This window comes from Mesorhizobium sp. P2_D1, assembly GCF_056404455.1.
Map to the genome: position 1 here is coordinate 90,595 of NZ_JBFUDZ010000002.1, position 23,054 is coordinate 113,648.

Genomic DNA, 23,054 nt, shown 5'->3' on the forward strand with positions numbered 1-23,054 from the left:
TGACAAGCCCCAAATTGCGCCGGCCCATGCCATTTTGACGCATTGCAGCAAGAAATCCCAAGCGGATCATAGAAAAGGCGCGATCGACAGCCGCGCCATCACGGCGGGCAGGGCAGTGGCGGCGTTGCGCTCGGCAAGGTCGATACGCGGCACCGGGCAGCCTGCGACCGGCTCGCTGATTTCCTCCTGGAAACGGGCCATGTCTGCCTTTGGCACCAGCCTCACATGCAGGTCGATCACTCCGCCCGGCTCGAACGGCAGCGGGCGCGGCATGAACCCAGGTACTTCGGCGAGACCGGCGATGGTCGCCGGCACGCGACACACCAGCCGCCCGGCGCGGGCCGCGGCAAGCAGCCTGTCATCGCCGATCAGCCGCGAGAACAGCCCGCGCGCGCGGCAATGGTCCAGGAGTGTCAGCGCCAGCGTCGTCTTGCCGGCGCCGGACGGCCCGGTGATAAGGACGCCGCGCTCGCCGATCAGGATCGCGGTTCCGTGAATGTTTTCAGGCTGCGCAGCCGGATCAGGCACGATCTTGGCCAATCATGCATTTTGAATGAAGCATGAACTTGCCCGAAAACCGCTTCCCACTTTCCGGGATCATGCTTCGGCCGGTAGCGTCACGACAAAACGCGCACCCTTGATTTCGCCGGGCTTGGTGCCGGGGATGTTCTCGGCGGTCAAGGTGCCGCCATGGGCCTCGACGATCTGCCTGGATATCGACAGGCCAAGACCCGAATTCTGGCCGAACGCCTCGCCTGCGGGCCGGTCGGTGTAGAAACGTTCGAAGATGCGGTCGATGTTGTCGGCGCGAATGCCGGGACCATTGTCGTCGACGGTGACGATGTTGAACTTGCCCGCACGGGCCAGCGATACGCTGATGTGGCCATGGTCCTCGGGAACGAAGGAGCGGGCGTTCTCGATCAGGTTGGTGATGACCTGGCCGATGCGCAGATCATGACCGACGACCACATAGCCTTTGACGCCCTGCGGCAGTTTGGCGACCTTGAACTCGATCTCGACCGCCTTCTTGTTACGCGTGGCTTCACGCGAAACGGCGACGAGATCGGTGATGAATTTCTTCAGGTCGACCGTGCCGGCATCTTCACGCGCCAGCTCGGCATCAAGACGGGAGGCGTCGGAAATGTCGGTGATGAGCCGGTCCAGTCGCCTGACATCGTGCTGGATGATGTCCATCAGCCGGCTGCGCGAATTGTCGTTCTTGGCCAGCGGCAAGGTTTCCACGGCGCTGCGCAGCGAGGTCAGCGGGTTTTTCAATTCGTGCGACACGTCAGCGGCAAAGCTTTCGATCGCCTCGATGCGGGCGTAGAGCGCGTTGGTCATGTCGCGTATGGCGATCGACAGATTGCCGATCTCATCCTGGCGGTCGGAAAAGTCGGGGATTTCCTCGCGGCTCTTGACGCCGCGCCGCACCCGCACGGCCGCCGCCGACAGCCGGCGCAGCGGATTGGCGATAGTGGAGGCGAGCAGCATCGACAGGATGGCGGTGACAAGCGCCGCGATGCCGAAGACGCGCAGGATCGCCTTGCGCTCGGCGGCGACGATCTTGTCGATGTCGCCGCCTTCGGTCGACAGCATCAGCACGCCGAGAACGGCGCGGAAGCGCTGGATCGGCACCGCCACCGAAACGATCTGCTCGCCCTGTTCCGAGATGCGCACGATGGTCGACGGGCTGCCGGTGAGCGCCTTGACCACTTCCGGGAAGGCGGCGCCATTGCCGCCCGGCTGCTCGCGATAGACCGGCAGTTCGGTGTTGCGGAAGAAATCGAAGACGAATTTCTGGATGCGCTCGACCAGATCGGGCTCTTCCTCTTCGACCGGCGGCAGGTCGTAGCGCAGGATCTGGCCGCGCGAATAGAGATGGCGCGAATCGAGCAGCAGATTGGCGTCGCGGTCATAGATGCGGGCGCGCGTCCGGGTCGGCGAGATCAGCCTTCGCAGCACCGGCGCGACACGTTCCGGGTTGATCGGGAAGTCGAGATTGTCGAGCTGGTCGGAGCCCGGCCCGAGGCTTTCCCCGGCCTGCAGCTCGAGCAGCTTTTCCGGGTCGATGCTGATCGAATCCGTCTCGACCGTCGCCGACGCGGCGATGGCGCCGGCGATGATCTCGCCCTGGGTCATCAGGCTCTCGACCCGGGCGTCGATCAGCCCGTCACGGAAGGTGTTGAGATAGAGGATGCCGGTGACAAGGACGGCCAGGCCGGCGAGGTTGAGGAAGAGGATACGCCGCGTCAGGCTGGAAAAGATATGATGGCCGAGGAAGCGGCGCATCGGCACCGTGATTTTCGAGAGGAATGACGGCATGATACGCGACGGCCGCCTCGCAGCGCCCGCCGGTCTTGCTCGCTGTGCTTCCACTGCCATCGAATAGCAGCTCCCGCCTAGTCTTTGCCTTGATGCATGTCGTTGTCCCAAAACCGGGCCCACTTTTGGGCGACATGCATTACCTTGCTTTGACGCATGTCGTTATCCCAAAACCGGGATCACTTTGGGTGACATGGATCGACTTACGCTTCGCGGAACCGGTATCCGACTCCGTAAAGGGTTTCGATCATCTCGAAGTCGTCGTCGACGGCCTTGAACTTCTTGCGCAGCCGCTTGATGTGGCTGTCGATGGTCCGGTCGTCGACATAGACCTGTTCATCATAGGCCGAATCCATCAGCGCATCACGGCTTTTTACGACACCGGGGCGCTGGGCCAGCGAGTGCAGGATCAGGAACTCGGTGACGGTCAGCGTCACCGGCTCGCCCTTCCAGGTGCAGGTGTGGCGCTCCTGGTCCATGACCAGCTGGCCGCGCTCGAGCGACCGGGCCTGCTGGCTGGGCGTCTTTGCCGCAGCCTCGCGGGCACTGGCACGGCGCAGCACGGCACGCACCCGCTCGACCAGAAGGCGCTGCGAGAACGGTTTGCGGATGAAATCGTCGGCGCCCATCTTGAGGCCGAACAATTCGTCGATCTCGTCGTCCTTGGAGGTCAGGAAGATCACCGGAAGGTCGGACTTCTGGCGCATCCGGCGCAGCAGTTCCATGCCATCCATGCGCGGCATCTTGATGTCGAGGATGGCAAGGTTCGGCGGGCGTGCCGCCAGCCCTTCCAGCGCAGACGCACCATCCGTGTAGGTCTCGACGCGATACCCCTCGGATTCGAGGGCGATCGACACCGATGTCAGAATGTTGCGGTCGTCATCGACAAGCGCGATTGTTGCCATTTCAAGCGGCTCCCTCATGAGCTGTCCCTTCTTTCGTAGAGAAGGGGCTTTTGCAGGACAAATTAGGTACAAAATGTGGCATAGGCCTTGTCCGCTGTCACGCGCGGCATGCCGGAGGCCACAATCCTACCCCGATATGGATTGGACGAACGAACACTGCCAATCCTTTGGGCAACCACCAAAGTTTTTGCACATATAAACGATTTAAACAACTTTCAAAATTTTTAAATCGATTAATGATTTGATATCATTTGGCTTTTCTGGTTCTGACGATCTCAGCCTGCTAGTGGGCATGCCGGAATATACGCCGGCAAAGACGCGGAAAACGAAGAGGGACACTTGATGTCGGAAGTCGGAAAACGCAATTCTGCCTGTGCGATCGATCATATCGGCCTGAAGACCACCGGCGTGGTGCGCTATAATTTCGGCGCGGCAGCCCTTTACGAGGAATCGATCCGGCGCGGCGAAGCCCGGCTCACCGCACATGGCGCACTGGTCGCCGAGACCGGCCAGCACACCGGCCGCTCGCCCAAGGACAAATTCGTCGTGCGCGACGGCGCAACCGAGCCGCATATCTGGTGGAACAACAACAAGGCGATCTCGCCGGCCCAGTTCGACCTTCTGCTTGCCGATTTCCGCGCCCATGCCGCGGACAAGGATCTCTATGTGCAGGATCTGGTCGGCGGCGCTGACGAAGGGCTGAAGCTGCCGACCAGGGTGGTTACCGAACTCGCCTGGCACTCGCTGTTCATCCGCAATCTGCTCATCCGCCCGGATGCCGCCGAGCTCGAGCATTTCGTGCCCGAGATGACCATCATCGACCTGCCGTCGTTCCGTGCCGATCCCGCCCGCCACGGCAGCCGTACCGAAACGGTGATCGCTGTCGACCTGACGCGCAAGATCGTGCTGATCGGCGGCACCTCCTATGCCGGCGAGATGAAGAAGTCGGTGTTCACCATGCTCAACTATCTGTTGCCGGCGAAAGGCGTGATGCCGATGCATTGCTCGGCCAACGAGGGTGCGAGCGGCGACGCCGCCGTCTTCTTCGGCCTGTCGGGGACCGGCAAGACCACGCTGTCGGCCGATCCGTCGCGCACGCTGATCGGCGACGACGAGCATGGCTGGGGACCGCACGGCATCTTCAATTTCGAAGGCGGCTGCTACGCCAAGACGATCAAGCTGTCGGCGGAAGCCGAGCCTGAAATCTTCGCCACCACGCAGCGCTTCGGCACAGTGCTGGAAAATGTCGTGCTCGACGCCGACGGCGTGCCGGATTTCAACGATGGAAGGCTCACCGAAAACACGCGCTGCGCCTATCCGCTGGATTTCATCCCCAATGCCAGCAAGACGGGACGCGCCAATCATCCGAAGAACATCATCATGCTGACCGCCGATGCCTTCGGCGTGATGCCGCCGATCGCCCGGCTGACCCCGGCGCAGGCGATGTATCATTTTCTGTCCGGCTACACCGCCAAGGTGGCCGGAACCGAAAAGGGCGTGACCGAACCCGAAGCGACGTTTTCGACCTGCTTTGGCGCGCCGTTCATGCCGCGCCATCCCTCGGAATACGGCAATTTGCTGCGCGAACTGATTGCCCGCCACGACGCCGACTGCTGGCTGGTCAACACCGGCTGGACCGGCGGCGCCTACGGTACCGGCAAGCGGATGCCAATCAAGGCAACGCGGGCATTGCTTGCGGCGGCACTCGACGGCTCGCTGAAGGCGGCCGAGTTCCGCACCGACCCTCATTTCGGTTTCGAGGTGCCGGTGGCGGTTCGCGGCGTCGACAGCGCCATTCTCGACCCGCGGTCGACCTGGGCCGACAAGGCGGGTTACGACCGGCAGGCGACAAGGCTGGTCGGCATGTTCGCCGTCAACTTCGAGAAATTCGAAAGCCATGTCGACGCCGTAGTGCTGGGTGCCGCGCCGCGCATGCAGGAAGCGGCGGAGTAATCAGGTCATTGGGCTGAACTCAGCCTGTCGTTGAAAGGCCCGGTTTCGATCGGGCCTTTTCTTTTTCGATCCGCCGCGCCATGACTGCGGCATGGCGAGCGACGACGACATCATCATTGCCGACGATGCGGTGATCCATCCGGGCGACCTGCACGAGGACTTCATCCGCTCGTCCGGTCCGGGCGGCCAGAACGTCAACAAAGTGGCGACGGCGGTACAGCTGCGCTTCGACGCGGCCAACGCAATGGGCCTTTCGGAGCGCGTACGCGAGCGGACGATCAAGCTTGCCGGCCAGCGCGCCACCAAGGACGGCGTCATCGTCATCGAGGCAAGCCGCTTCCGCACGCAGGAACAGAACCGGGCGGACGCACGGGCAAGGCTAACGGCGCTGGTCGCCAAGGCCGCCGAGCCGCCACCGCCGCCACGCAAGAAGACGCGGCCGTCGAAGGGCGCGGTGGAGCGGCGGCTGAAGAGCAAGGCCGGACGCGGCACGATCAAGAAACTGCGCGGCCGGGTCGGCGACGACTAAGCCGTCGGAAGCGTCTGGAGATACGGTTTTCGGGTCGCTGCCGGTGACCCGTCATGGCATCATGTTTTCGCACGACCAATGTGATTGAACAGCCTCATGCTCGTCCTGCCCAAAGGCGTCCGCCACATGCCGGCCTATCTGCCTCGCACCGTGCAGGAAGCGCTGGTCGAGGCGGTGAGAGGCATCGTGCAGCAGGCGCCGCTGTTCGTGCCGGCGATGCCACGCACCGGCAAGGAGATGAGCGTGCGGATGACCAATTGCGGTCCGCTCGGCTGGGTCACCGACAAGGAGCATGGCTATCGCTACCAGCCGACGCATCCGGTGACCGGATTGCCGTGGCCGTCAATTCCGGACGGGCTGCTCGAGCTGTGGCGGCAGGTGTCGGGCTACCCACATCCGCCGGAAGCGTGCCTGGTCAATTTCTATACCCCGGAGGCCAGAATGGGCCTGCATCAGGACCGCGACGAGGCCGATTTTTCGGCACCGGTGGTTTCCGTTTCGCTGGGCGACGATTGCCTGTTCAGGGTCGGCCAGACGACGCGTGAGGGCGGCACAAAGTCGTTCAGGCTGAAAAGCGGCGACGTCGTGGTGCTCGGCGGCGAAGGACGCCTCAGCTTTCACGGCGTCGACCGCATCTACCCCTCGACCTCGGCACTGCTGAAGAATGGCGGCCGCATCAATCTGACACTGCGGCGGGTGACGAAACCAACCTCCGCTGGGACCAACGAAGTTTCGGGAGACTGACGCGCTGGGCGGACGTCGTCACAGCTTCCTGAGCGCCACTTCCTCGATCAGGTGATCGGCGCCCTTGCGCAGGATGAGGTCGGCGCGAGCCCGCGTCGGCAGGATGTTCTCACGCAAATTTTTCAGATTGATGTTGGTCCAAAGGCCTTCGGCGATGGCGCGGGCCGAATCCTCCGAGAGCTGCGAATAGCGGTGAAAAAAGGAATCCGGATTGCGGAAGGCGGTCTCGCGCAACCGCATGAAACGGGCGGTGTACCATTGATGGATCAGCTTCTCGTCGGCATCGATATAGATGGCGAAGTCGAAGAAGTCCGACAGGAAGGGCACGATCTTGCCGTCCTGCGGCAGCTTGCCGGGCTGCAGGACATTGATGCCTTCGAAGATCAGGATGTCTGGGCGGTCGATGGTGACGAACTCGCCGGGAATGACGTCATAGGTCAGGTGCGAATAGACCGGCGCGCGGACATTGCGCTGCGCCGACTTGATGCCGGACAGGAAGCGCAGCAGCGCGCCGACATCGTAGCTATCGGGAAAACCCTTGCGCTCCATCAAATTTTCGCGGCGCAGCACCTCGTTGGGCAGCAGGAAGCCGTCGGTGGTGATGAGATCGACCTTGGGGCTCGACGGCCAGCGCGCCAGCAGCTCCTTCAACACGCGCGCGGTGGTCGATTTGCCGACCGCGACGGAGCCGGCAATGCCGATGATGAACGGCGTCTTTTCCACGTCGACCGCGTTGAAGAAGGCCTGGCGTTGCCTGAACAGCAGCTGGCTCGCTTCGACATGCGCCGATAAGAGCCGCGACAGCGAGAGGTAGATGCGCTTGACCTCTTCGAGGTCGACCGGGTCGTTGAGCGAGCGCAGGCGGCGGAATTCATCCTCGCTCAGCGTCAGCGGCGTGTCGGCGCGGAATTGCGACCATTGCTCGGCGGAGAAGAAACGAAAGGGAGAATATTTCTCGGTCGGCGCGAGCTGATCCATCGAGATACCTGCCCTCCCTCACGGTCAGCCCTTGGGCCGTGACGCCTTCTCGGCAATGCCCGAACGACCGGTGCGGTCTTCGAGTTCCCTGAGCACGTCGCTCAACGGAACCCCTGAGATGCCGAGAACGACGAGCCAATGATATATAAGATCGGCACTTTCCGAAACGAGAGCCTGTTTGTCGCCCTTGACGGCGGCAATCACCGTCTCGACCGCCTCTTCGCCGAGCTTCTGCGCCGCCTTGTCGATGCCGCGTGCGAACAGCTTTGCCGTCCAAGACTCCGGGTCACCGGAATGGGCGCGTTCCCTGACGATTTTTTCCAGATCGGAGAGCGAAAACTCGGTCATGGCGCCTAGAGCCTTTTCTTAGCCGGAAAGGCTCTAGGGCCGATCCGCGGGCGAGTCCAGCCGCATCGGCAGCCCGGCCTGGGCCATATGCGCCTTGGCCTGCCCTATCGTGTAGGTGCCGAAATGGAAGATCGAAGCGGCCAGCACCGCGCCGGCATGGCCGTCTCGAATGCCTTCGACCATGTGATCGAGCGTGCCGACGCCGCCGGAAGCGATGACCGGCGCGCGCACCGCATCCGCAATCGCGCGGGTCAGTGCGATGTCGTAGCCAGCCTTGGTGCCATCCCGGTCCATCGAGGTCAGCAGGATCTCGCCGGCGCCGCGATCGACCATCAGCCGAGCGAATTCGACCGCATCGATGCCGGTCTTCTCGCGCCCGCCATGGGTGAAGATCTCCCAGCGGTCGGCTTCGCCGGCGCCGGATACTTTCTTGGCGTCGATGGCGACGACGATGCACTGGTTGCCGAACTTGTCGGCGGCCTCGGCGACGAAATCCGGGTTCTTCACCGCCGCCGTGTTGATCGACACCTTGTCGGCGCCGGCCAAAAGCAGCTTCCTGATGTCGGCGACCTGGCGCACGCCACCGCCGACCGTCAGCGGCATGAAGCACTGTTCGGCGGTGCGGGCGACGACGTCGAAGATGGTCTCGCGATTGTCCGATGAAGCCGTTATGTCGAGGAAGCAGAGCTCGTCGGCGCCGGCCGCGTCATAGGCCTTGGCCGCCTCGACCGGATCGCCGGCGTCGATGAGATCGACGAAGTTGACGCCCTTGACGACTCGGCCGTTCTTGACGTCGAGGCAAGGGATGACACGGGCTTTCAGCATCACCTTCCCTCTATCGTGGCGATGAGATCGTTGAGCAGCTGGCCGACCAGCGGTGGAACATCGCCCTTGGCGTCGAAGGCCGGATCGTAGGCGGAAACGGTGATGCCGACGACCGGCACCGCTAGCGCCATGGTGCAAGCCGCGCCGCGCAATTGTTCCGGGTTCGGCCCGCCCGAACTGACGTAACGGTTGGCCTGCAGCTCCTCCGGATCGTGCACGTCCAGATCGAGATGCATGTGAATGCGTTTGGCGCCGGCGGCCTTCAGCTTTTCGGTCGCCTGGGCCACTCCAGGACATTCCGTTCGAAGGATCGGCAATGTCTCGAGAAGCTGTTTTTCAGCCGGATCGAGATCGCGTGCGTTGACGAGCACGCAACGTGACGGATCGATCGGCTGGAACCCGGGAATGGCCGCCGCCATCGGACGCCAGCACAGGCCGAGCACGGTCGCCAGCGCCATGCCGTCGAGAAAGCCATAGACGGATGTCTCGGGCGTGTTGAGATCGCCATGCTGGTCGGCCCAGACGATCGCATCGGCACCTTCGCCAGCGACCGCGCCGGCGCTGGTCAGGCAATTTCCTGAGAGAACGATGGGAAAGCGGCCGCTGTCGCGAGCAAGGCGAACCTCGGCCGCGACCGCGTTGCAGACGGCAAAGCCGGTGGCGATCTCGCGCTCCTGGACGTCGCCTACCCTGCCTATGTCTTCGACGACAACGTCATGACCGGCTATGGTCAGGGCTTCGACCAGCCCGCCGGATATCAACGCGTCGGGACCCTGGCCCATGCCGCCATGATAGTGGCCGCTGTCATAGGAGGCCAGGATGATGGAGATCTTCACGGCCGCGTCTCCACCGCCGGCCTGCCTTGCAGGATCGCCAGCGCCTCGGCCGGATCGATGCGGCCGTCATAGAGCGCCCGGCCGGAGATCGCGCCTTCGAGCTTTTGCGCATCGGGCATGGTCATGCGCACGATGTCCGCTATCGAGGCGAGGCCGCCGGACGCAATGACGGGAATGGACACGGCGTCGGCGAGGTCGATGGTGGCATCCCAGTTGATGCCGGTCAGCACGCCGTCGCGGTCGATGTCGGTGTAGATGATGGCGGCGACGCCGGCACCTTCGAATTTCTTCGCCAGTTCGATGACACCGAGGCTCGATGCCTCGGCCCAGCCCTCGACGGCGACCTTGCCGCCCTTGGCGTCAATGCCGACGGCCACCTTGCCAGGAAACGCCTTGCAGGCCTGCTTGACCAGATCGGGATCGCGCACCGCCACCGTGCCGAGGATGACACGGGCGAGCCCGCGGTCGAGCCAGTCTTCGATCTGCTCCAGCGTGCGGATGCCGCCGCCGAGCTGGACCGGGTTCTTGGTCCCCTTGAGGATGGCTCCGACCGCCGCGCTGTTGACGCTCTGGCCCTTGAAGGCGCCATTGAGGTCGACGACATGCAGCCATTCGAAGCCCTGTTGCTCGAACGCTTTTGCCTGGGCGGCCGGGTCGTCGTTGTAGATGGTCGCGGTCGCCATGTCGCCGTGCTTCAGGCGCACGCACTGGCCGTCCTTGAGATCGATGGCTGGAAACAGGATCAATTTTCAGGCGCCTTCAACGATGACGAAATGGCCGGTCGAGGCGGCGAGCCGGAACTTCGAGGCCTGCTGATATTCCGGCGAATGATAGCATTCGACCGCCTTGTCGTAGGATTCGAACTCGACCAGCACATGCCGGTTGCCGGTCGGTCCTTCGGGATTCTCGTAGCGACCGGCCCGCACCGGGAATTTCGCGCCGTATTTCGCAAAGGCCACCGCATTCGCCTCAATGTACTGCTTGTACACAACGGGATCGCGGACATCGATCATAGCCATCCAATAGCCCTTCTTGCTCATGATTCTTCAGGGCCTCCAGCGCAGGAAATTGGTGATCAGCGCCAGCCCCAGCGCCTGGCTCTTTTCGGGATGGAACTGCGTGCCGACGAGATTGTCGCGAGCGACGGTGGCCGTCACCGGGCCGCCATAGTCGGCGACCGCCAGAACCTCGTCGGACCTCCGCGCATCGAGATGGTAGGAATGCACGAAATACGCATGCAGTCCGCTGTTTCCGGTCGGAATGCCCGCAAACAGCGGGTGTTGACGCTTGAGTTCGATCGTGTTCCAGCCGATCTGCGGGATCTTCAGCGCCGGATCGGCCGGCATGATCTCCTTGACGTCGCCGGCGATCCAGCCAAAGCCGTGGGTCACGGTCTTTTCCAGGCCGCGCTCGGACATCAGCTGCATGCCGACGCAGATGCCAAGGAAAGGCCGGCCCTTGACGATCGCGACTTCCTCGACCGCTTCCCACATGCCGGCGACGGCGCGCAAGCCGGCCGCGCAGTCGGCATAGGCACCGACGCCGGGCAGGACGATGCGGTCGGCGGTGCGGACCCGTTCGGCGTCGGCGGTCAGATCGATTTCAGCCGATATGCCTGCTTCACGCGCGGCGCGCTCGAAGGCCTTGGTGGCCGAGCGCAGATTGCCCGAGCCGTAGTCGATGATCGCAACCCGCATGTCAGGGTCTTCCCGGAATGTGAGTCAGCCCCAGCGCCATGCCCGGCTGCGCCGGGCGCGCCAAGGCGGCATCCGGGACCAGGCGCGGCGCCGGCACGGTTTGACCGGAAAATGCTTCCGCCTCCAACGCGTAGCGCCCGTCGGCATCGTCGAGCCGACCGGCCTCGACCACGCCCCATTCATGCCAGCCGCGGCGGCGAAGTGCCGCGATGCGCAGCCCCTGCCCCTCCAACCCGACATAGAGTGAAACCAGCAGCGACAGCAACGAACCGGTCAGGCCGAGGCCGAGCTTTTGGCCAAGCAATGAAAGCAGGGCCGCGACGACGAAGGCGAACGCGGCTTCGATCCACAGCCGATGCCAGGCAAACCAGAGCGGCGGCACCAGGAAGCCGAGCCAGGTGAAGCCGTCGCGGACAAAGGCCGTTGCGTCGAGCTTCTCGCTGCGGCCGGGCGGTTCCATCACGACATAGATGGCCATGACCTTATCCCTTCAACGATCCCTTGGTGGAAGGAACCGCGTCCGGCTGGCGCGGGTCGCGTTCGAGCGCTGTGCGCAGCGCACGCGCCACCGCCTTGAAGCAGGTCTCGGCGATGTGGTGGTTGTTGGCGCCATAGTGGTTGGTGACGTGCAGCGTGATGCCGGCATTCTGCGCCAGCGCCTGAAAGAATTCACGCACAAGTTCGGTGTCGAACGTGCCGATCTTCGGCGACGAGAAGGAAACGTTCCAGACCAGGAACGGCCGGCCGGACACGTCGATCGCCGCGCGCGTCAGCGTCTCGTCCATGGCAAGGTCGATCGAGGCATAGCGCATGATGCCGCGCCGTTCGCCAAGTGCCTTGGCCAGCGCCTGGCCGAGCGCGATGCCGGTGTCCTCGACGGTGTGGTGGTCGTCGATATGCAGATCGCCCTTGGCCCGAACCGTCATGTCGATCAAGGAATGGCGTGACAGCTGATCCAGCATATGGTCGAAGAAACCGACGCCCGTCGAAATGTCTGACTTGCCCGAGCCGTCGACATGGACCGATACAGCGATATCGGTTTCCTTGGTCTTGCGGCTTGCTTCGGCGGAACGGGGCGACATGATCTTGTCCTTGTCCCAGGGTTTGATGCGTTCCAAGCCTTCGCCGGCTTGAAAACGAAAGCCTTCTAGCAGCATGATCCGGCGATTGCCAGTTGCCATCCGGGTCGCTATCGAGCCGTTTGCAATCACCGGGCCCATGCATACATATGGCCGATCAAGTCACTCGTACCGCGCCAATCGCCTTTTGGGATGGCGCGAATCGGAGCCAGGAAATGTCTGAAAATCTGACCATGCACGCCACGACCATCGTGACGGTGCGCAAGGGCAACAAGGTGGTGATCGCCGGCGACGGCCAGGTCAGCCTTGGCCAGACCATCATGAAGGGCAACGCCAAGAAAGTGCGCCGCATCGGCAAGGGCGGCAATGTGATTGCCGGTTTCGCCGGCGCCACCGCCGATGCCTTCACGCTGCTGGAGCGGCTGGAAGCCAAGCTCGAACAATATCCCGACCAGCTGACGCGCGCCTGTGTCGAGCTCGCCAAGGACTGGCGTACCGACCGCTATCTGCGTCGGCTGGAAGCGATGATGCTGGTTGCCGACAAGTCGACCTCACTGGCGCTGACCGGCACCGGCGACGTGCTCGAACCCGAATATGGCGTCATGGCCATCGGCTCTGGCGGCAACTACGCGCTGGCCGCCGCACGCGCGCTGATGGACACCGACAAGGACGCCGAGGAGATCGCCCGCAAGGCGATGCAGATCGCGTCCGACATCTGCGTCTACACCAACAACAACTTCGTCGTCGAAACGCTCGATGCCGGTTGATCCGGCCATCCTTTATGATTTTCGGCCGGTGACCGAGAAAGACCTGCCGATGATCGCCGGCTGGCTCGCCGAGCCGCATGTTGCGGAGTGGTGGGACGACCCCGAGACGGAAATCGCCGAGATTCGCGACCATATCGACAGCATTTCCGTCGAGCCGCTGATCGTCGAACTCGACGGCAAGCCGATCGCCTACCTGCAGAGCTACGACCCGCATCTGGAAGACGACCACCCCTATGCCGACCAGCCGTTCGGAACGCTCGGCATCGACCTGTCGATCGGCCGGCCGGAGCTGATCGGCCTCGGCCACGGCTCGGCGATCGTGCGGCAATTCGTCGAGCAGCTGTTCGAGGAAGGCGTGCCGCGCGTCATCATCGACCCGCATCCGAGCAATGCACCAGCGATCCGCGCTTATGAGAAAGCCGGCTTTGTCGCTTTTGACACCCGGACAACGGAATACGGGCCAGCCCTGATGATGGCGCGCGACGCACCACAGGGGGCCGGTTGATCAGCGCTGAAACACTCGACAAGGCAGTCGCAGCAGGTCTGATCTCGCAAATCACGCGGGATCAGCTGGAGGTCATGGAACGCGCGGTCGCTCTCACCCCCGAGGCCGGGCGCGCCGATGACGAGGGTGACGAGGAAAACCTGCGGCTGGTCGGCGGCGGCAACGATCTGTTCGTCACTGTGGGAACCGTCCTGCTCAGCGCCGGCTTCTTCTTTGTCCTCACCACCTTGCTTCCAGGCCAGACATTCTGGATCGCTGGCATCCTGGCGGTTTTCGCCTGGGGGCTCGCGGAAATTGTCACGCGTCAGCACCGGATGAAATTATCGTCGTCCGTGCTGGCCCTGATTTTCATGGCCGCCATTCTGGTCGCTCTGGCGCTACAAGTGGAGGCCAGCTTCGGCATACGCAAGCCGGAGACTATCTGGCAGCTATTGGCGTTGCGCCAGACGGCGTCCCGGGCCGGATATCTGTTCCTGGGCGGAGGAATAATCGCGGCGGCGGTCTATTTCTGGCGCTTTCGCGTCCCCATCATTGCCGGGGCTATCGCCATCGCCTTCACACTGCTTGCCTTCCTGCAAACGGCGATAATCCTGTATGACAGTGTGACAACGGGCGCGATTGCGCCGCCGCGCCTTGAGGATGTTCCCGAATTGCTCCGAGCGGCACTTTACATGCCGCTGATCTGCGGCCTGATCGTGTTCGCAACGGGTGTAGCTTTTGACATTTACGATAGGGATCGACGCAAGATCTGGTCCGATTGCGCTTTCTGGCTGCATGTCGTCTCGGCGCCCATGCTGGTGCATCCGCTCTTTATCATGGCAACCGGCCAGAACGTGGTATTCGGACATATCGCACCGGACGCCAATGCAACCATTATGCTGACGATCCTGATCCTTGGCTTCCTCTATGTCGCGCTCGCCATAGACCGCCGTTCGCTTCTGGTTCCTACGTTGGCTTACTTCGGCTCGCTGGGCATCTATTATCTGGTGAATTCCGCCTCCGATTCGACGGGCGTCCCGCCTTTTGCCTTGATCCTGGTCGTTGTCGGCGCGCTGATTATTCTGTTCGGGGCTGGCTGGCAGCGTATCCGGCGGATTGTCGTCAAACCCACCTTGCCTGCGGCCGTGATCCGCCGGCTACCGCCGCTGAAGGCGTGACGGGCTTTGTGATGGTCGAGACGGCGACGCGGAAGAGAGGCAATAGGCATGAATCCATCGGGCGACGACAACAGCTACTCGGCCTATGAAGACAGCTGGCGAATGGGGCTGCTGCTTGTACTGGCCCTGCTCATCTTCCAGGCCGGAGCCCTTTACGGCATGGGTCATCCGCCGATCTGCACCTGCGGTTACGTCAAGCTCTGGCACGGCGTGGTGAACAGTTCCGAGAACTCCCAGCACATTTCGGACTGGTACACGTTCTCGCACATCATCCACGGCTTCCTGTTCTATGCGTTGGCGCGGTTCCTGTTTCCGCGTTCGCCGATCGGCTTGAGGCTGGCATTCGCGGTCCTCATCGAAGGCGGCTGGGAGTTGCTGGAAAACAGCCCGTTCATCATCGAGCGCTACCGCGCCGGCACGATCTCGCTCAACTATTACGGCGACAGCATCATCAATTCGGTGTCCGACACACTGGCCATGGTGCTGGGATTTGTGATGGCGCGAAGGCTACCTATATGGGTGATCGTCAGCCTCGCCATCATCTTCGAACTCGGTACCGGCTATCTCATCCGGGACAATCTGACACTCAACGTGATCATGCTGCTGCATCCGTTCGAGGCCATCAAGCAGTGGCAAAGTGGAATTTAGTGATATGAGCACATTCTCCCCCCGCGAAATCGTTTCGGAACTCGACCGCTTCATCATCGGCCAGAAGGACGCCAAGCGCGCCGTGGCCATCGCCCTGCGCAACCGCTGGCGCCGCCAGCAGCTGGAAGGCCAGATGCGCGAAGAGGTGATGCCGAAGAACATCCTGATGATCGGGCCGACGGGCGTCGGCAAGACCGAGATTTCACGCCGCCTTGCGCGCCTTGCCGGGGCGCCTTTCGTCAAGGTCGAGGCAACCAAGTTCACCGAAGTCGGCTATGTCGGCCGCGATGTCGAACAGATCATCCGCGACCTGGTCGAGATCGCCATCGGCCTGGTGCGCGAGAAGATGCGCGAGGACGTCAAGGCACGCGCCCACATCAACGCCGAGGAACGCGTGCTGGAGGCGCTGGTCGGCAAGACGGCGAGCCCGGCCACGCGCGACAGCTTCCGCAAGAAGCTGCGCGACGGCGAACTCGACGACAAGGAGATCGAGATCGAAGTGGCCGACACCGGCAATGGCGGCATGCCCGGCTTCGAGATTCCCGGCATGCCGGGCGCCAATATCGGCGTGCTGAACATCAACGACATGCTGTCGAAGGCGATGGGCGGCAAGAAGACCAAGACGCGCAAGACGACGGTCAAGGAATCCTACGCGCTGCTGGTCGGCGACGAGTCCGACAAGCTGCTCGACCAGGAGGAGGTGGTGCGCCGGGCGCTGGACGCGACGGAGAATGACGGCATCGTCTTCCTCGACGAGATCGACAAGATCGCGTCGCGTGAAGGCGGCATGGGCGCCGGCGTTTCCCGCGAAGGCGTGCAGCGCGACCTGCTGCCGCTGATCGAAGGCACCACGGTGGCAACCAAATATGGGCCGTTGAAGACCGACCACATCCTGTTCATCGCCTCCGGGGCGTTCCATGTCTCGAAGCCGTCGGACCTGTTGCCGGAATTGCAGGGCCGCTTGCCGATCCGCGTCGAATTGCGGGCGCTGGAGAAGGACGATTTCGTCCGCATCCTGACCGAGACCGAAGCCAGCCTGATCAAGCAGTATATCGCGCTTATGAAGACCGAAGGCGTCGACCTGACCTTCACCGACGACGCCATCGATTCGCTGGCCGGCATCGCCGTCGACCTCAATGCCAGCGTCGAGAACATCGGTGCAAGGCGGCTGCAGACAGTGATGGAGCGGGTGCTGGACGAGATCTCCTATGACGCGCCCGACCGCAACGGCACTGCGGTCACCATCGACGCCGCCTATGTGGAAAAGCATGTCGGCGACCTCTCCAGAAACACAGATTTGTCGCGATTCATCCTTTAAAGGACGGCGCCGGGTCACTCCGGCGCCGGCTTCTTCAAAGTGAAGCAACATGCTTTCCAAGAATCGATACCGATTTTTGGGCCGATGCATTGCAACACAGTCCGGCAAACAGAATCATGTGTGGCCAGATGGCACCATCTGGCCACCTTTCGTCTTGCCGGCGGATGGGGCGCTCTCGACTCGAGAAAGAGCACTACCTAGTTTGCGCGGCAACATCTGCAGGCGGCGGCGCATGAAAAAACTGATCCTGGGCATTCTCGGCTTGACGCTGGCTGCGACGCTGTTCGCCGCCGATGCGGCGACATTGGTGCCGCCGGGAAACCGCAACGCCGAGCAGCCGGATATTCCCGGCGCTTCGAGCCGGCGCACGCAGGCCACCAACACAACCTTCCAGGCGAAGTATCGCAAGGTCTACGCCTTGCTGAAGAACGACGCCGATCTGCGCGGCAAGATCAAGAAGGCCGCCGCGGCCTACGGCATTGATCCCCTGCACATCGTCGGCGCCATCGTCGGTGAGCACACCTACAATGTCGACGCCTACGACCGGCTGCAGACCTACTACGTCAAGGCGATTTCCTATCTCTCCAGCAAGCTGACCTTCGCCTATGACGGCGAGGACATCACCGATTTCGTGCAGCGGCCGGAATTCAAGAGATGCGCTGGGGTTTCGGACAGCTATGATCTGTGGGAATGCCGCGAGCAGGTGTGGAACCATTCGTTTCGCGGCCAAAGCGTCGGTGGCGAGAGTTTCCCGGACGACCGTTTCGGCGCCACCTTCTTCCAGCCCTACTATGCCGGCCAGACCTTCGGCCTCGGCCAGCTCAACCCGCTGACGGCCTTGCAGATGAGCGATCTCGTGCACAAGGTTTCGGGCTTGCCGAAGCTCGACGTCGCCGATCCCAACTCGGTCTACAAGACCATCATGGATCCCGACCTGACGCTGCCTTACGTCGCGGCGACGATCCGGAAATCGATCGACGCCTACAAGAACATTGCCGGCTTCGACATTTCGGGAAATCCGGGGCTCACCGCCACGCTCTACAATGTCGGCAATCCGGAGCAGCGCGCCGAAGCGCTGAAGTCGGAGAACGACAGGCGCCGCGCCGCCGGCGAGCCTGAAAAGCTGCCCGAGGAGAATTATTACGGCTGGCTGGTCAACGACAAGCTCCCGGAGCTGAGGGCGCTTTTCTAAGGTGCGGTTTCAGGCTTTTGAGCCGGAACCGACGTCCTGCACCGTAGCTTTCGCTACGCCGCCAGCAACGACTTCAACTTGATGGCCTGCGAGCCAAGTGCTTCCGGCGCCGGCTTCGCCCGTTTGCCGATCAGCATTTCGGCGAGCCTGACGTCGCGGGCGACCGCATTTCCGGGACCGATGCCGCTGGCCGCCACCAGCCTGCCGTCTGCGTCCAGATGGAAGAGGATAAAGGCGCCGTCGCCGAGATCGCGACGCACGACGCTGCGGCCTTCGTCGGAAAGCCCGGCGATCTGCAGGGACAGACCATATTGATCCGACCAGAACCACGGCACAGCCGCATGCGCCTCGCTCGCACCCAACATGTTCCTTGCCGCCAGAGCGCCCTGTTCCTGGGCATTGCGCCAGGCTTCCAGCCGCACGCGGCGGCCGCCGTAGGTTGCAAGCGGAAACGAGCAGCAATCGCCGGCGGCGAAGATGTCGGGATCGCTGCTGCGCAGCTCGGCATCGACGGCGATGCCGTTGTCGATGGTCAGCCCTGCTTCGGCAGCCAGCCGGGTCACTGGCACGGCGCCGATGCCGATGACCGCGAGATCGGCTGATATCTGCTGTCCGCCGGCGAGTGCGATGCGGACCTCTTTGCCGTCGTCGTCGACGGACGCTATGCCGTCTCCACACAAGATGCTCACACCCTCGGCAACATGTGCAGCATGGATGATTTCGGCGATCTCGGCCGGCACCCCACGCATCAGGATGCGCGGTTGCGCCTCGATGACGGTGACCGTAGCGCCGAGCTTGCGGGCCGCGGCAGCGAGTTCGAGGCCGATGAAGCCGCCGCCGACAATGGCTATACGCTTGCCGGGGCTGAGATGGGCGCGAATGGCCAGCGCATCGGCGAAGGTGCGGAGATAGACGCAGCGCGAACCCAATCCCGGCATCGGCAGCTTGCGCGGGGTCGAACCGGTGGCCAGCAGCAACTTGTCGTAAGGCAGGGCCGAACCGTCCGACAGACGCACCATATGCGCCGCACGATCGATCGCCACGGCCTGGACGGAATGGATATGGCGGATCGATTTTTCAGCCAGCAACTCATCACTGGCAATCGCCTTGATTTCGGGCGCCTCGCTGGCCATCGCCTCCTTGGACAGAGGCGGGCGCTCGTAGGGCAGATGCGGTTCGTCGCCGACCAGTGTCACCGGACCGTCATAGCCGAGATCGGGCAACGCCAAGGCTGCCCGCCCGCCGCATTCGCCGGCCCCGATGATGACCATCCCTCGTGTCATACCAGTTATCCGATCTGGATGAGGACTTTGCCGGCGTCGACCTTGACCGGATAGGTCCTGAGGTTGACGCAGACCGGCGCGCCGCGGGCGTCCCCCGTCTTGTAGTTGAAGCGGCCATTGTGCTTGGGGCATTCGATGATGTCGTCCATCACCAGGCCGTCGGCGAGATGCACCTTTTCGTGGGTGCATAGACCGTCGGTGGCGAAATAGTCATCGTCCGAGCTGCGATAGATGGCGAAGGTGCGGCCGCCATGATCGAAGCGCATCACATCCTCTTCATCGATATCACCTGCGGCACAGGCCTCTACCCAGTCGCTCATTCAGTCCTCCCGTGGAAATCGGATAGCCGCACGATCACTCGGCCGCCGCGACGGCATCTTTGTGGAATTCCTCGCGATATGGCCTGGCGGTGGGCGGCAGCTCGCGCTTGAGGAAATAGTCTTCGTTGCGCAATTGGCGCAGGAAGGTTGGGATCATCTCGCGATAGCCGGCCAGGATCGACGTCGTCGGCGCCGGCAAATCGTGCTTGATCAGCTCATGCAGCTTCGGCAGCGCGTGGTACGGCACCATCGGAAACATGTGATGCTCGACATGGTAGTTCATGTTCCAATAGATGAAGCGGCTAATCGGGTTCATGTAGACGGTGCGGCTGTTGAGGCGATGGTCGGTGACGTTGTCGGCCAGGCCGCCATGTTGCAGCAGCCCGACCATAACGTGATGCCAGGCGCCGTAGAGCCTGGGCAGGCCGACCAGCGTCAGGGGCAGGAACGAACCGGTATAGAGCGCCAGTGCGATGGTGGCTGCATAGATCGCCGTCCAGATGCGGGCGAAGCGGATCGCCCTTGGCTGCTCCTGCTCGGGAATGAAGGTCTTTTCGGCCGCGCTGATGTTGCCGGCCGCGTTGCGCAGCATGTCGCTCATCGCATGCCAGGCATCGAGCACACCGACAAAGGCCAGGACGACGCGAGCAAGGTCCGGTGGCCGCATGACCGAGATTTCCGGGTCGCGGCCGACGATGATGGTGTCGGTGTGGTGGCGCGTGTGGCTCCAGCGCCAGGTCACCGGATTGCGCATGATCATGAAGCAGGCGATCTGGTAGACCACATCATTCATCCACTGCGTCCGGAAGGCGGTGCCGTGTCCGCATTCATGCCAGCGTGAATCGGTGGATGAGCCGTAGAGCACGCCGTAGACGAAGAAGAACGGCACGCACCACCATGTGCCCCAGAACCAGGCGGCGCCGGCGCCACTGAGGATCAGGGCGGCGAGCCAGATGATGGTGTCGCGGATCGCCGGTCCGTCGGACCGCTGCATCAGCTCCTTCATCTGCTTGCGCGGGATCTCGGTGTGATACCACTCGGCCGCCGACAGGCCGGTCTCGACGGCGAGCTTGGCGTCGCGGCCGATCAGGCTGTAGTCACGCCGGGACGGCGCTGTGGACATGGTTGCCTCCCTCGGCAGGGCATTCGCCAGGCGAATGCCCGATATTCCTACGCTTCGAGGCTGAAAATAGCGCCGACGCATGATAGACTCAACATCACAAAGATAGTTTCTATCATTTCCTATCAGAATGATGTAAGACGGGGCCAAGCAATCCGATGAGGCAAGCATGGCAAAACGGCCGACCATCACCGATCTGGCGCGCATCTCCGGCGTCAGCGTTGCCACGGTGGACCGCGTGCTCAACAATCGCCTGCCGGTGCGCGAGGAGACCGCGCGGCGCGTCTATGAAACCGCGACCGAGATCGGCTATCACGCGGCCGGCTTGATCAAGCAGCGGATGCATCATGAACTGCCGGAGTACCGGCTCGGCTTCCTGCTTTTGCGAGGCAATGATGTCTTCTACGGCGATTTCGCGTCGGAGCTCGAACTGGCGGTCTCGCAATCGCAGCGGTTCCGCGGCGCCGCAACCATCGACTTCGCCAGTTCCCTGGTCCCCGACGAGATCGCCACCCAGATGCGCAAGCTGGCGGCAAAATCGAGGGCCATCGCCGTTGTCGGCCCGGACCATCCGACCCTGACGGCGGCGGTCGAGGCGTTGAAGGCTAGGGGGCAACCAGTCTTCTCGCTGCTGTCCGATTTTGCCGCCGGTATCCGCGAGGGCTATGTCGGCCTCGACAACCGCAAGGTCGGTCGTACCGCGGCCTGGATGATCGCCAGGGCGGCGCGGCAGCCCGGCAAAGTCGCCCTCTTCGTCGGCAGCCACCGTTTCCATGGCCACGAGTTGCGCGAGATCGGCTTCCGCTCTTTCTTTCGCGAGCATGCACCCGACTTCAGCGTGCTGGAAACGCTGGTCAACCTGGAAGCGAACCAAGTAACCCATGATGCGATGATCGATCTTCTGGCGCGCTATCCGGATCTTGCCGGCTGCTACGTCGCGGGCGGCGGCATGGAAGGCGCGGTCTCGGCGCTGCGGGCAGCAAGGCCCGTAAATATGCCTGTGGTCGTCTGCAACGAGATCAACGCCGAGTCGCGCGCGGCACTCGCCGACAACATCCTCACCATGGTGATCTCGACGCCGCTGGCCGCGCTCTGCCGCGAACTGGTCGATCGGATGGTGCATGCCATCGAAACCGGCGCAGCCAACGCCCCTGGCCAAACCTTCCTGCCCTTCGACATCTATCTGCCGGAAAATATCTGACCTTTCCCGCGCGAGTGCCGCGGCGGGGAATGATAGAATCCATCAGAACGATCCGAAAATCCGGCGGCAGGCCGCGGAATCGCACTTGACGTTCCGCTGGAATGGAATAAATATTTCACCAACTGTGCATTTTGGTTCTTTCGTTCCGGAACGTCTGTTTCAAACAGAGGGTTTGGCGTTCCAGTCCAAGCAGGGAATGCCACACGGAGCGAAGCGATATCAGGGAGAGATTCCCCGGGGAGATCGGGGATTCCGGATAGATCGGTGCAACCGGACACCAATATGTGGAGGAGAAACACAATGAAGAAACTGATTTTGGGCGTCGCTTTCGCGGCGCTGATGAGTTCATCCGCCATGGCCGCCAAGGTCGGCGTATCGATGGCCAAGTTCGACGACAACTTCCTGACCGTGCTGCGCAACGGCATGATCGAGCAGGCCAAGGGCATGAGCGGCGTGGAGCTGCAGGTCGAGGACGCGCAGAACGACGTCGCCAAGCAACTTGACCAGATCAAGAACTTCGCCGCCTCCGGCGTCGACGCGATCATCGTCAACCCGGTCGACACCTCGGCCACGCAGGCAATGTCGGACGCCGCGGCGGCCGCCAAGATCCCACTGGTCTACGTCAACCGCGAACCGGTCAATGTCGACAAGCTGCCGGAAAACCAGGCATTCGTCGCTTCGAACGAGGCCGATTCCGGCACGCTCGAAACTAAGGAAGTCTGCCGCCTGTTCAAGGAAGCCGGCAAGAAGGAAGCCAATGTCTATGTGATCATGGGCGAGCTGTCCAACCAGGCCGCCGTGCAGCGCACCAAGGATATTGAAGAGGTGATCGCCACGCCGGATTGCAGCTTCATCAAGATCATCGACAAGCAGACGTCGAACTGGAACCGCGACGAGGCCCAGAACCTGATGACCAACTGGCTGTCGACCGGTAAGCCGTTCGATGGCGTCATCGCCAACAATGACGAGAGCGCCATCGGCGCCATCCAGGCGATGAAGGCCGCCAACATCGACATGAAGTCGGTCGTGGTCGGCGGCGTCGACGCCACCCAGGACGCGCTTGCAGCGATGCAGGCGGGCGACCTTGACGCAACCGTGTTCCAGGACGCGGCCGGTCAGGGCGCGGGCGCATTGGACGCGGCGTTGAAACTGTCCAAGGGCGAGAAGGTCGAACACAAGGTCTACGTCCCCTTCCAGCTGGTGACGCCGGCGAACATCGACAAGTTCCTGAAGAAGAACTGAGCAACGGGCATTAGGAGCGGCGCTTCAGCGCCGCTCCCCTTCCCTCAGCGCCGGCAAGGCAGCGAGGGGCGACCGCGGCTGACGG

General features: G+C 62.7%; 26 protein-coding genes. 11 read left to right on the forward strand and 15 right to left on the reverse strand.

All coding sequences use genetic code 11. From position 1 onward, the window contains the following. Nucleotides 1-66 precede the first annotated feature (66 nt). The 3 genes from AC1D0I_RS02965 to AC1D0I_RS02975 all read right to left on the reverse strand — a co-directional run bounded on the left by AC1D0I_RS02965 (nucleotide 67) and on the right by AC1D0I_RS02975 (nucleotide 3,227). The gene (locus AC1D0I_RS02965; protein WP_477393244.1) at nucleotides 67-528 is read right to left on the reverse strand and encodes an HPr kinase/phosphorylase; all 462 of its coding nucleotides are present in this window, start codon (nucleotides 526-528) and stop codon (nucleotides 67-69) included. 69 nt (nucleotides 529-597) lie between these two features. Continuing rightward, nucleotides 598-2,382 carry a stimulus-sensing domain-containing protein gene (locus AC1D0I_RS02970; protein ID WP_477392948.1) on the reverse strand — a complete coding sequence of 595 codons (1,785 nt, stop codon included), beginning with the start codon at nucleotides 2,380-2,382 and terminating at the stop codon, nucleotides 598-600. A gap of 143 nt (nucleotides 2,383-2,525) precedes the next feature. After that, nucleotides 2,526-3,227 carry a response regulator transcription factor gene (locus AC1D0I_RS02975; protein ID WP_013528337.1) on the reverse strand — a complete coding sequence of 234 codons (702 nt, stop codon included), beginning with the start codon at nucleotides 3,225-3,227 and terminating at the stop codon, nucleotides 2,526-2,528. Between the two features lie 342 nt (nucleotides 3,228-3,569). Between AC1D0I_RS02975 and AC1D0I_RS02980 the strand changes: the two genes are divergently transcribed. The 3 genes from AC1D0I_RS02980 (at nucleotide 3,570) to AC1D0I_RS02990 (ending at nucleotide 6,453) form a co-directional block, all read left to right on the forward strand. Continuing rightward, nucleotides 3,570-5,180 (forward strand): phosphoenolpyruvate carboxykinase, encoded by a 1,611-nt coding sequence (locus AC1D0I_RS02980; protein WP_477392950.1) that lies wholly within the window; start codon nucleotides 3,570-3,572, stop codon nucleotides 5,178-5,180. 91 nt (nucleotides 5,181-5,271) lie between these two features. Then, nucleotides 5,272-5,709: an alternative ribosome rescue aminoacyl-tRNA hydrolase ArfB gene (gene arfB / locus AC1D0I_RS02985; RefSeq protein ID WP_477392952.1), complete on the forward strand. Its 438-nt coding sequence runs from the start codon at nucleotides 5,272-5,274 to the stop codon at nucleotides 5,707-5,709. A gap of 96 nt (nucleotides 5,710-5,805) precedes the next feature. Then, on the forward strand, nucleotides 5,806-6,453 hold the full coding sequence (locus AC1D0I_RS02990) for an alpha-ketoglutarate-dependent dioxygenase AlkB family protein (protein ID WP_477393246.1): 648 nt from the start codon (nucleotides 5,806-5,808) through the stop codon (nucleotides 6,451-6,453). Nucleotides 6,454-6,471: 18 nt separating this feature from the next. Here the strand turns inward: AC1D0I_RS02990 and coaA are convergent, their stop codons facing one another. Genes coaA through hisB form a run of 9 tightly spaced genes read right to left on the reverse strand, consistent with a single transcriptional unit; the run spans nucleotide 6,472 to nucleotide 12,219 of the window. Next, nucleotides 6,472-7,431 (reverse strand): type I pantothenate kinase, encoded by a 960-nt coding sequence (coaA, locus tag AC1D0I_RS02995; RefSeq protein ID WP_095083214.1) that lies wholly within the window; start codon nucleotides 7,429-7,431, stop codon nucleotides 6,472-6,474. A 24-nt stretch (nucleotides 7,432-7,455) separates the two neighbouring features. After that, nucleotides 7,456-7,779, reverse strand: coding sequence for a phosphoribosyl-ATP diphosphatase (locus tag AC1D0I_RS03000; RefSeq protein ID WP_477225086.1), 324 nt, complete (start codon nucleotides 7,777-7,779; stop codon nucleotides 7,456-7,458). A 33-nt stretch (nucleotides 7,780-7,812) separates the two neighbouring features. Next, nucleotides 7,813-8,604 carry an imidazole glycerol phosphate synthase subunit HisF gene (gene hisF, locus AC1D0I_RS03005; RefSeq protein WP_095083224.1) on the reverse strand — a complete coding sequence of 264 codons (792 nt, stop codon included), beginning with the start codon at nucleotides 8,602-8,604 and terminating at the stop codon, nucleotides 7,813-7,815. Beyond that, nucleotides 8,604-9,440: an arginase family protein gene (locus AC1D0I_RS03010; protein WP_477392954.1), complete on the reverse strand. Its 837-nt coding sequence runs from the start codon at nucleotides 9,438-9,440 to the stop codon at nucleotides 8,604-8,606. Before AC1D0I_RS03010 ends, hisF begins: the two co-directional genes overlap by 1 nt. Further along, on the reverse strand, nucleotides 9,437-10,186 hold the full coding sequence (gene hisA, locus AC1D0I_RS03015) for a 1-(5-phosphoribosyl)-5-[(5-phosphoribosylamino)methylideneamino]imidazole-4-carboxamide isomerase (RefSeq protein WP_477392956.1): 750 nt from the start codon (nucleotides 10,184-10,186) through the stop codon (nucleotides 9,437-9,439). Before hisA ends, AC1D0I_RS03010 begins: the two co-directional genes overlap by 4 nt. A 3-nt stretch (nucleotides 10,187-10,189) precedes the next feature. Next, on the reverse strand, nucleotides 10,190-10,480 hold the full coding sequence (locus AC1D0I_RS03020) for a DUF1330 domain-containing protein (RefSeq protein WP_477392958.1): 291 nt from the start codon (nucleotides 10,478-10,480) through the stop codon (nucleotides 10,190-10,192). Between the two features lie 6 nt (nucleotides 10,481-10,486). Continuing rightward, complete coding sequence (gene hisH / locus AC1D0I_RS03025; RefSeq protein ID WP_477392960.1) at nucleotides 10,487-11,137, reverse strand: imidazole glycerol phosphate synthase subunit HisH; 651 nt, start codon at nucleotides 11,135-11,137, stop codon at nucleotides 10,487-10,489. Nucleotide 11,138: 1 nt separating this feature from the next. Next, nucleotides 11,139-11,615 carry a DUF2628 domain-containing protein gene (locus AC1D0I_RS03030; RefSeq protein WP_477392962.1) on the reverse strand — a complete coding sequence of 159 codons (477 nt, stop codon included), beginning with the start codon at nucleotides 11,613-11,615 and terminating at the stop codon, nucleotides 11,139-11,141. A 4-nt stretch (nucleotides 11,616-11,619) separates the two neighbouring features. Continuing rightward, the gene (hisB, locus tag AC1D0I_RS03035; protein WP_352879363.1) at nucleotides 11,620-12,219 is read right to left on the reverse strand and encodes an imidazoleglycerol-phosphate dehydratase HisB; all 600 of its coding nucleotides are present in this window, start codon (nucleotides 12,217-12,219) and stop codon (nucleotides 11,620-11,622) included. A 212-nt stretch (nucleotides 12,220-12,431) separates the two neighbouring features. On the opposite strand from hisB, the gene hslV reads away from it, so the two are divergent. The 6 genes from hslV to AC1D0I_RS03065 all read left to right on the forward strand — a co-directional run bounded on the left by hslV (nucleotide 12,432) and on the right by AC1D0I_RS03065 (nucleotide 17,803). Then, entirely contained in the window at nucleotides 12,432-12,983 is a 552-nt protein-coding gene (gene hslV / locus AC1D0I_RS03040) for an ATP-dependent protease subunit HslV (RefSeq protein ID WP_477392964.1), read from the forward strand. Next, a complete protein-coding gene (locus AC1D0I_RS03045; RefSeq protein WP_477392966.1) occupies nucleotides 12,973-13,488 on the forward strand; it encodes a GNAT family N-acetyltransferase in 516 nt (171 codons plus the stop codon). Before hslV ends, AC1D0I_RS03045 begins: the two co-directional genes overlap by 11 nt. Continuing rightward, nucleotides 13,485-14,645, forward strand: a complete 1,161-nt coding sequence (locus AC1D0I_RS03050; RefSeq protein WP_477392968.1) for a hypothetical protein — start codon at nucleotides 13,485-13,487, stop codon at nucleotides 14,643-14,645. Before AC1D0I_RS03045 ends, AC1D0I_RS03050 begins: the two co-directional genes overlap by 4 nt. A gap of 48 nt (nucleotides 14,646-14,693) precedes the next feature. After that, nucleotides 14,694-15,293 (forward strand): DUF2585 domain-containing protein, encoded by a 600-nt coding sequence (locus AC1D0I_RS03055; RefSeq protein ID WP_477392970.1) that lies wholly within the window; start codon nucleotides 14,694-14,696, stop codon nucleotides 15,291-15,293. Nucleotides 15,294-15,297: 4 nt separating this feature from the next. After that, nucleotides 15,298-16,611 carry an ATP-dependent protease ATPase subunit HslU gene (gene hslU / locus AC1D0I_RS03060; protein ID WP_095083240.1) on the forward strand — a complete coding sequence of 438 codons (1,314 nt, stop codon included), beginning with the start codon at nucleotides 15,298-15,300 and terminating at the stop codon, nucleotides 16,609-16,611. A gap of 232 nt (nucleotides 16,612-16,843) precedes the next feature. After that, nucleotides 16,844-17,803, forward strand: coding sequence for a DUF1402 family protein (locus tag AC1D0I_RS03065; RefSeq protein ID WP_477392972.1), 960 nt, complete (start codon nucleotides 16,844-16,846; stop codon nucleotides 17,801-17,803). A 53-nt stretch (nucleotides 17,804-17,856) separates the two neighbouring features. On the opposite strand, the gene AC1D0I_RS03070 is transcribed toward AC1D0I_RS03065, so the two are convergent. The 3 genes from AC1D0I_RS03070 to AC1D0I_RS03080 are packed head-to-tail and all read right to left on the reverse strand — an operon-like array spanning nucleotide 17,857 to nucleotide 20,529. After that, nucleotides 17,857-19,086, reverse strand: a complete 1,230-nt coding sequence (locus tag AC1D0I_RS03070) for an NAD(P)/FAD-dependent oxidoreductase (RefSeq protein WP_477392974.1) — start codon at nucleotides 19,084-19,086, stop codon at nucleotides 17,857-17,859. A 5-nt stretch (nucleotides 19,087-19,091) separates the two neighbouring features. Continuing rightward, nucleotides 19,092-19,406: a MocE family 2Fe-2S type ferredoxin gene (locus AC1D0I_RS03075; protein WP_477392976.1), complete on the reverse strand. Its 315-nt coding sequence runs from the start codon at nucleotides 19,404-19,406 to the stop codon at nucleotides 19,092-19,094. Nucleotides 19,407-19,440: 34 nt separating this feature from the next. Then, a complete protein-coding gene (locus tag AC1D0I_RS03080) occupies nucleotides 19,441-20,529 on the reverse strand; it encodes a fatty acid desaturase family protein (RefSeq protein WP_477392978.1) in 1,089 nt (362 codons plus the stop codon). 166 nt (nucleotides 20,530-20,695) lie between these two features. Between AC1D0I_RS03080 and AC1D0I_RS03085 the strand changes: the two genes are divergently transcribed. Continuing rightward, nucleotides 20,696-21,727 (forward strand): LacI family DNA-binding transcriptional regulator, encoded by a 1,032-nt coding sequence (locus tag AC1D0I_RS03085; protein WP_477302567.1) that lies wholly within the window; start codon nucleotides 20,696-20,698, stop codon nucleotides 21,725-21,727. Nucleotides 21,728-22,027: 300 nt separating this feature from the next. Then, nucleotides 22,028-22,969 (forward strand): sugar ABC transporter substrate-binding protein, encoded by a 942-nt coding sequence (locus AC1D0I_RS03090; RefSeq protein WP_095083253.1) that lies wholly within the window; start codon nucleotides 22,028-22,030, stop codon nucleotides 22,967-22,969. The last annotated feature ends 85 nt before the right edge of the window (nucleotides 22,970-23,054 follow it).

Coding starts and splice junctions, on each gene's coding strand:
- AC1D0I_RS03000 (WP_477225086.1), bottom strand. CDS start 7,779: ATGACCGAGTTTTCGCTCTCCGATCTGGAAAAAATCGTCAGGGAACGC.
- AC1D0I_RS03045 (WP_477392966.1), top strand. CDS start 12,973: ATGCCGGTTGATCCGGCCATCCTTTATGATTTTCGGCCGGTGACCGAG.
- AC1D0I_RS03085 (WP_477302567.1), top strand. CDS start 20,696: ATGGCAAAACGGCCGACCATCACCGATCTGGCGCGCATCTCCGGCGTC.
- AC1D0I_RS03090 (WP_095083253.1), top strand. CDS start 22,028: ATGAAGAAACTGATTTTGGGCGTCGCTTTCGCGGCGCTGATGAGTTCA.
- hisB (WP_352879363.1), bottom strand. CDS start 12,219: ATGTCGCCCCGTTCCGCCGAAGCAAGCCGCAAGACCAAGGAAACCGAT.
- AC1D0I_RS03055 (WP_477392970.1), top strand. CDS start 14,694: ATGAATCCATCGGGCGACGACAACAGCTACTCGGCCTATGAAGACAGC.
- arfB (WP_477392952.1), top strand. CDS start 5,272: ATGGCGAGCGACGACGACATCATCATTGCCGACGATGCGGTGATCCAT.
- AC1D0I_RS03080 (WP_477392978.1), bottom strand. CDS start 20,529: ATGTCCACAGCGCCGTCCCGGCGTGACTACAGCCTGATCGGCCGCGAC.
- AC1D0I_RS02990 (WP_477393246.1), top strand. CDS start 5,806: ATGCTCGTCCTGCCCAAAGGCGTCCGCCACATGCCGGCCTATCTGCCT.
- AC1D0I_RS03065 (WP_477392972.1), top strand. CDS start 16,844: ATGAAAAAACTGATCCTGGGCATTCTCGGCTTGACGCTGGCTGCGACG.
- AC1D0I_RS03030 (WP_477392962.1), bottom strand. CDS start 11,615: ATGGCCATCTATGTCGTGATGGAACCGCCCGGCCGCAGCGAGAAGCTC.
- AC1D0I_RS03070 (WP_477392974.1), bottom strand. CDS start 19,086: ATGACACGAGGGATGGTCATCATCGGGGCCGGCGAATGCGGCGGGCGG.
- hisH (WP_477392960.1), bottom strand. CDS start 11,137: ATGCGGGTTGCGATCATCGACTACGGCTCGGGCAATCTGCGCTCGGCC.
- hisF (WP_095083224.1), bottom strand. CDS start 8,604: ATGCTGAAAGCCCGTGTCATCCCTTGCCTCGACGTCAAGAACGGCCGA.
- AC1D0I_RS03075 (WP_477392976.1), bottom strand. CDS start 19,406: ATGAGCGACTGGGTAGAGGCCTGTGCCGCAGGTGATATCGATGAAGAG.
- hslU (WP_095083240.1), top strand. CDS start 15,298: ATGAGCACATTCTCCCCCCGCGAAATCGTTTCGGAACTCGACCGCTTC.
- AC1D0I_RS03020 (WP_477392958.1), bottom strand. CDS start 10,480: ATGAGCAAGAAGGGCTATTGGATGGCTATGATCGATGTCCGCGATCCC.
- AC1D0I_RS02970 (WP_477392948.1), bottom strand. CDS start 2,382: ATGGCAGTGGAAGCACAGCGAGCAAGACCGGCGGGCGCTGCGAGGCGG.
- AC1D0I_RS02975 (WP_013528337.1), bottom strand. CDS start 3,227: ATGGCAACAATCGCGCTTGTCGATGACGACCGCAACATTCTGACATCG.
- coaA (WP_095083214.1), bottom strand. CDS start 7,431: ATGGATCAGCTCGCGCCGACCGAGAAATATTCTCCCTTTCGTTTCTTC.
- AC1D0I_RS02980 (WP_477392950.1), top strand. CDS start 3,570: ATGTCGGAAGTCGGAAAACGCAATTCTGCCTGTGCGATCGATCATATC.
- hslV (WP_477392964.1), top strand. CDS start 12,432: ATGTCTGAAAATCTGACCATGCACGCCACGACCATCGTGACGGTGCGC.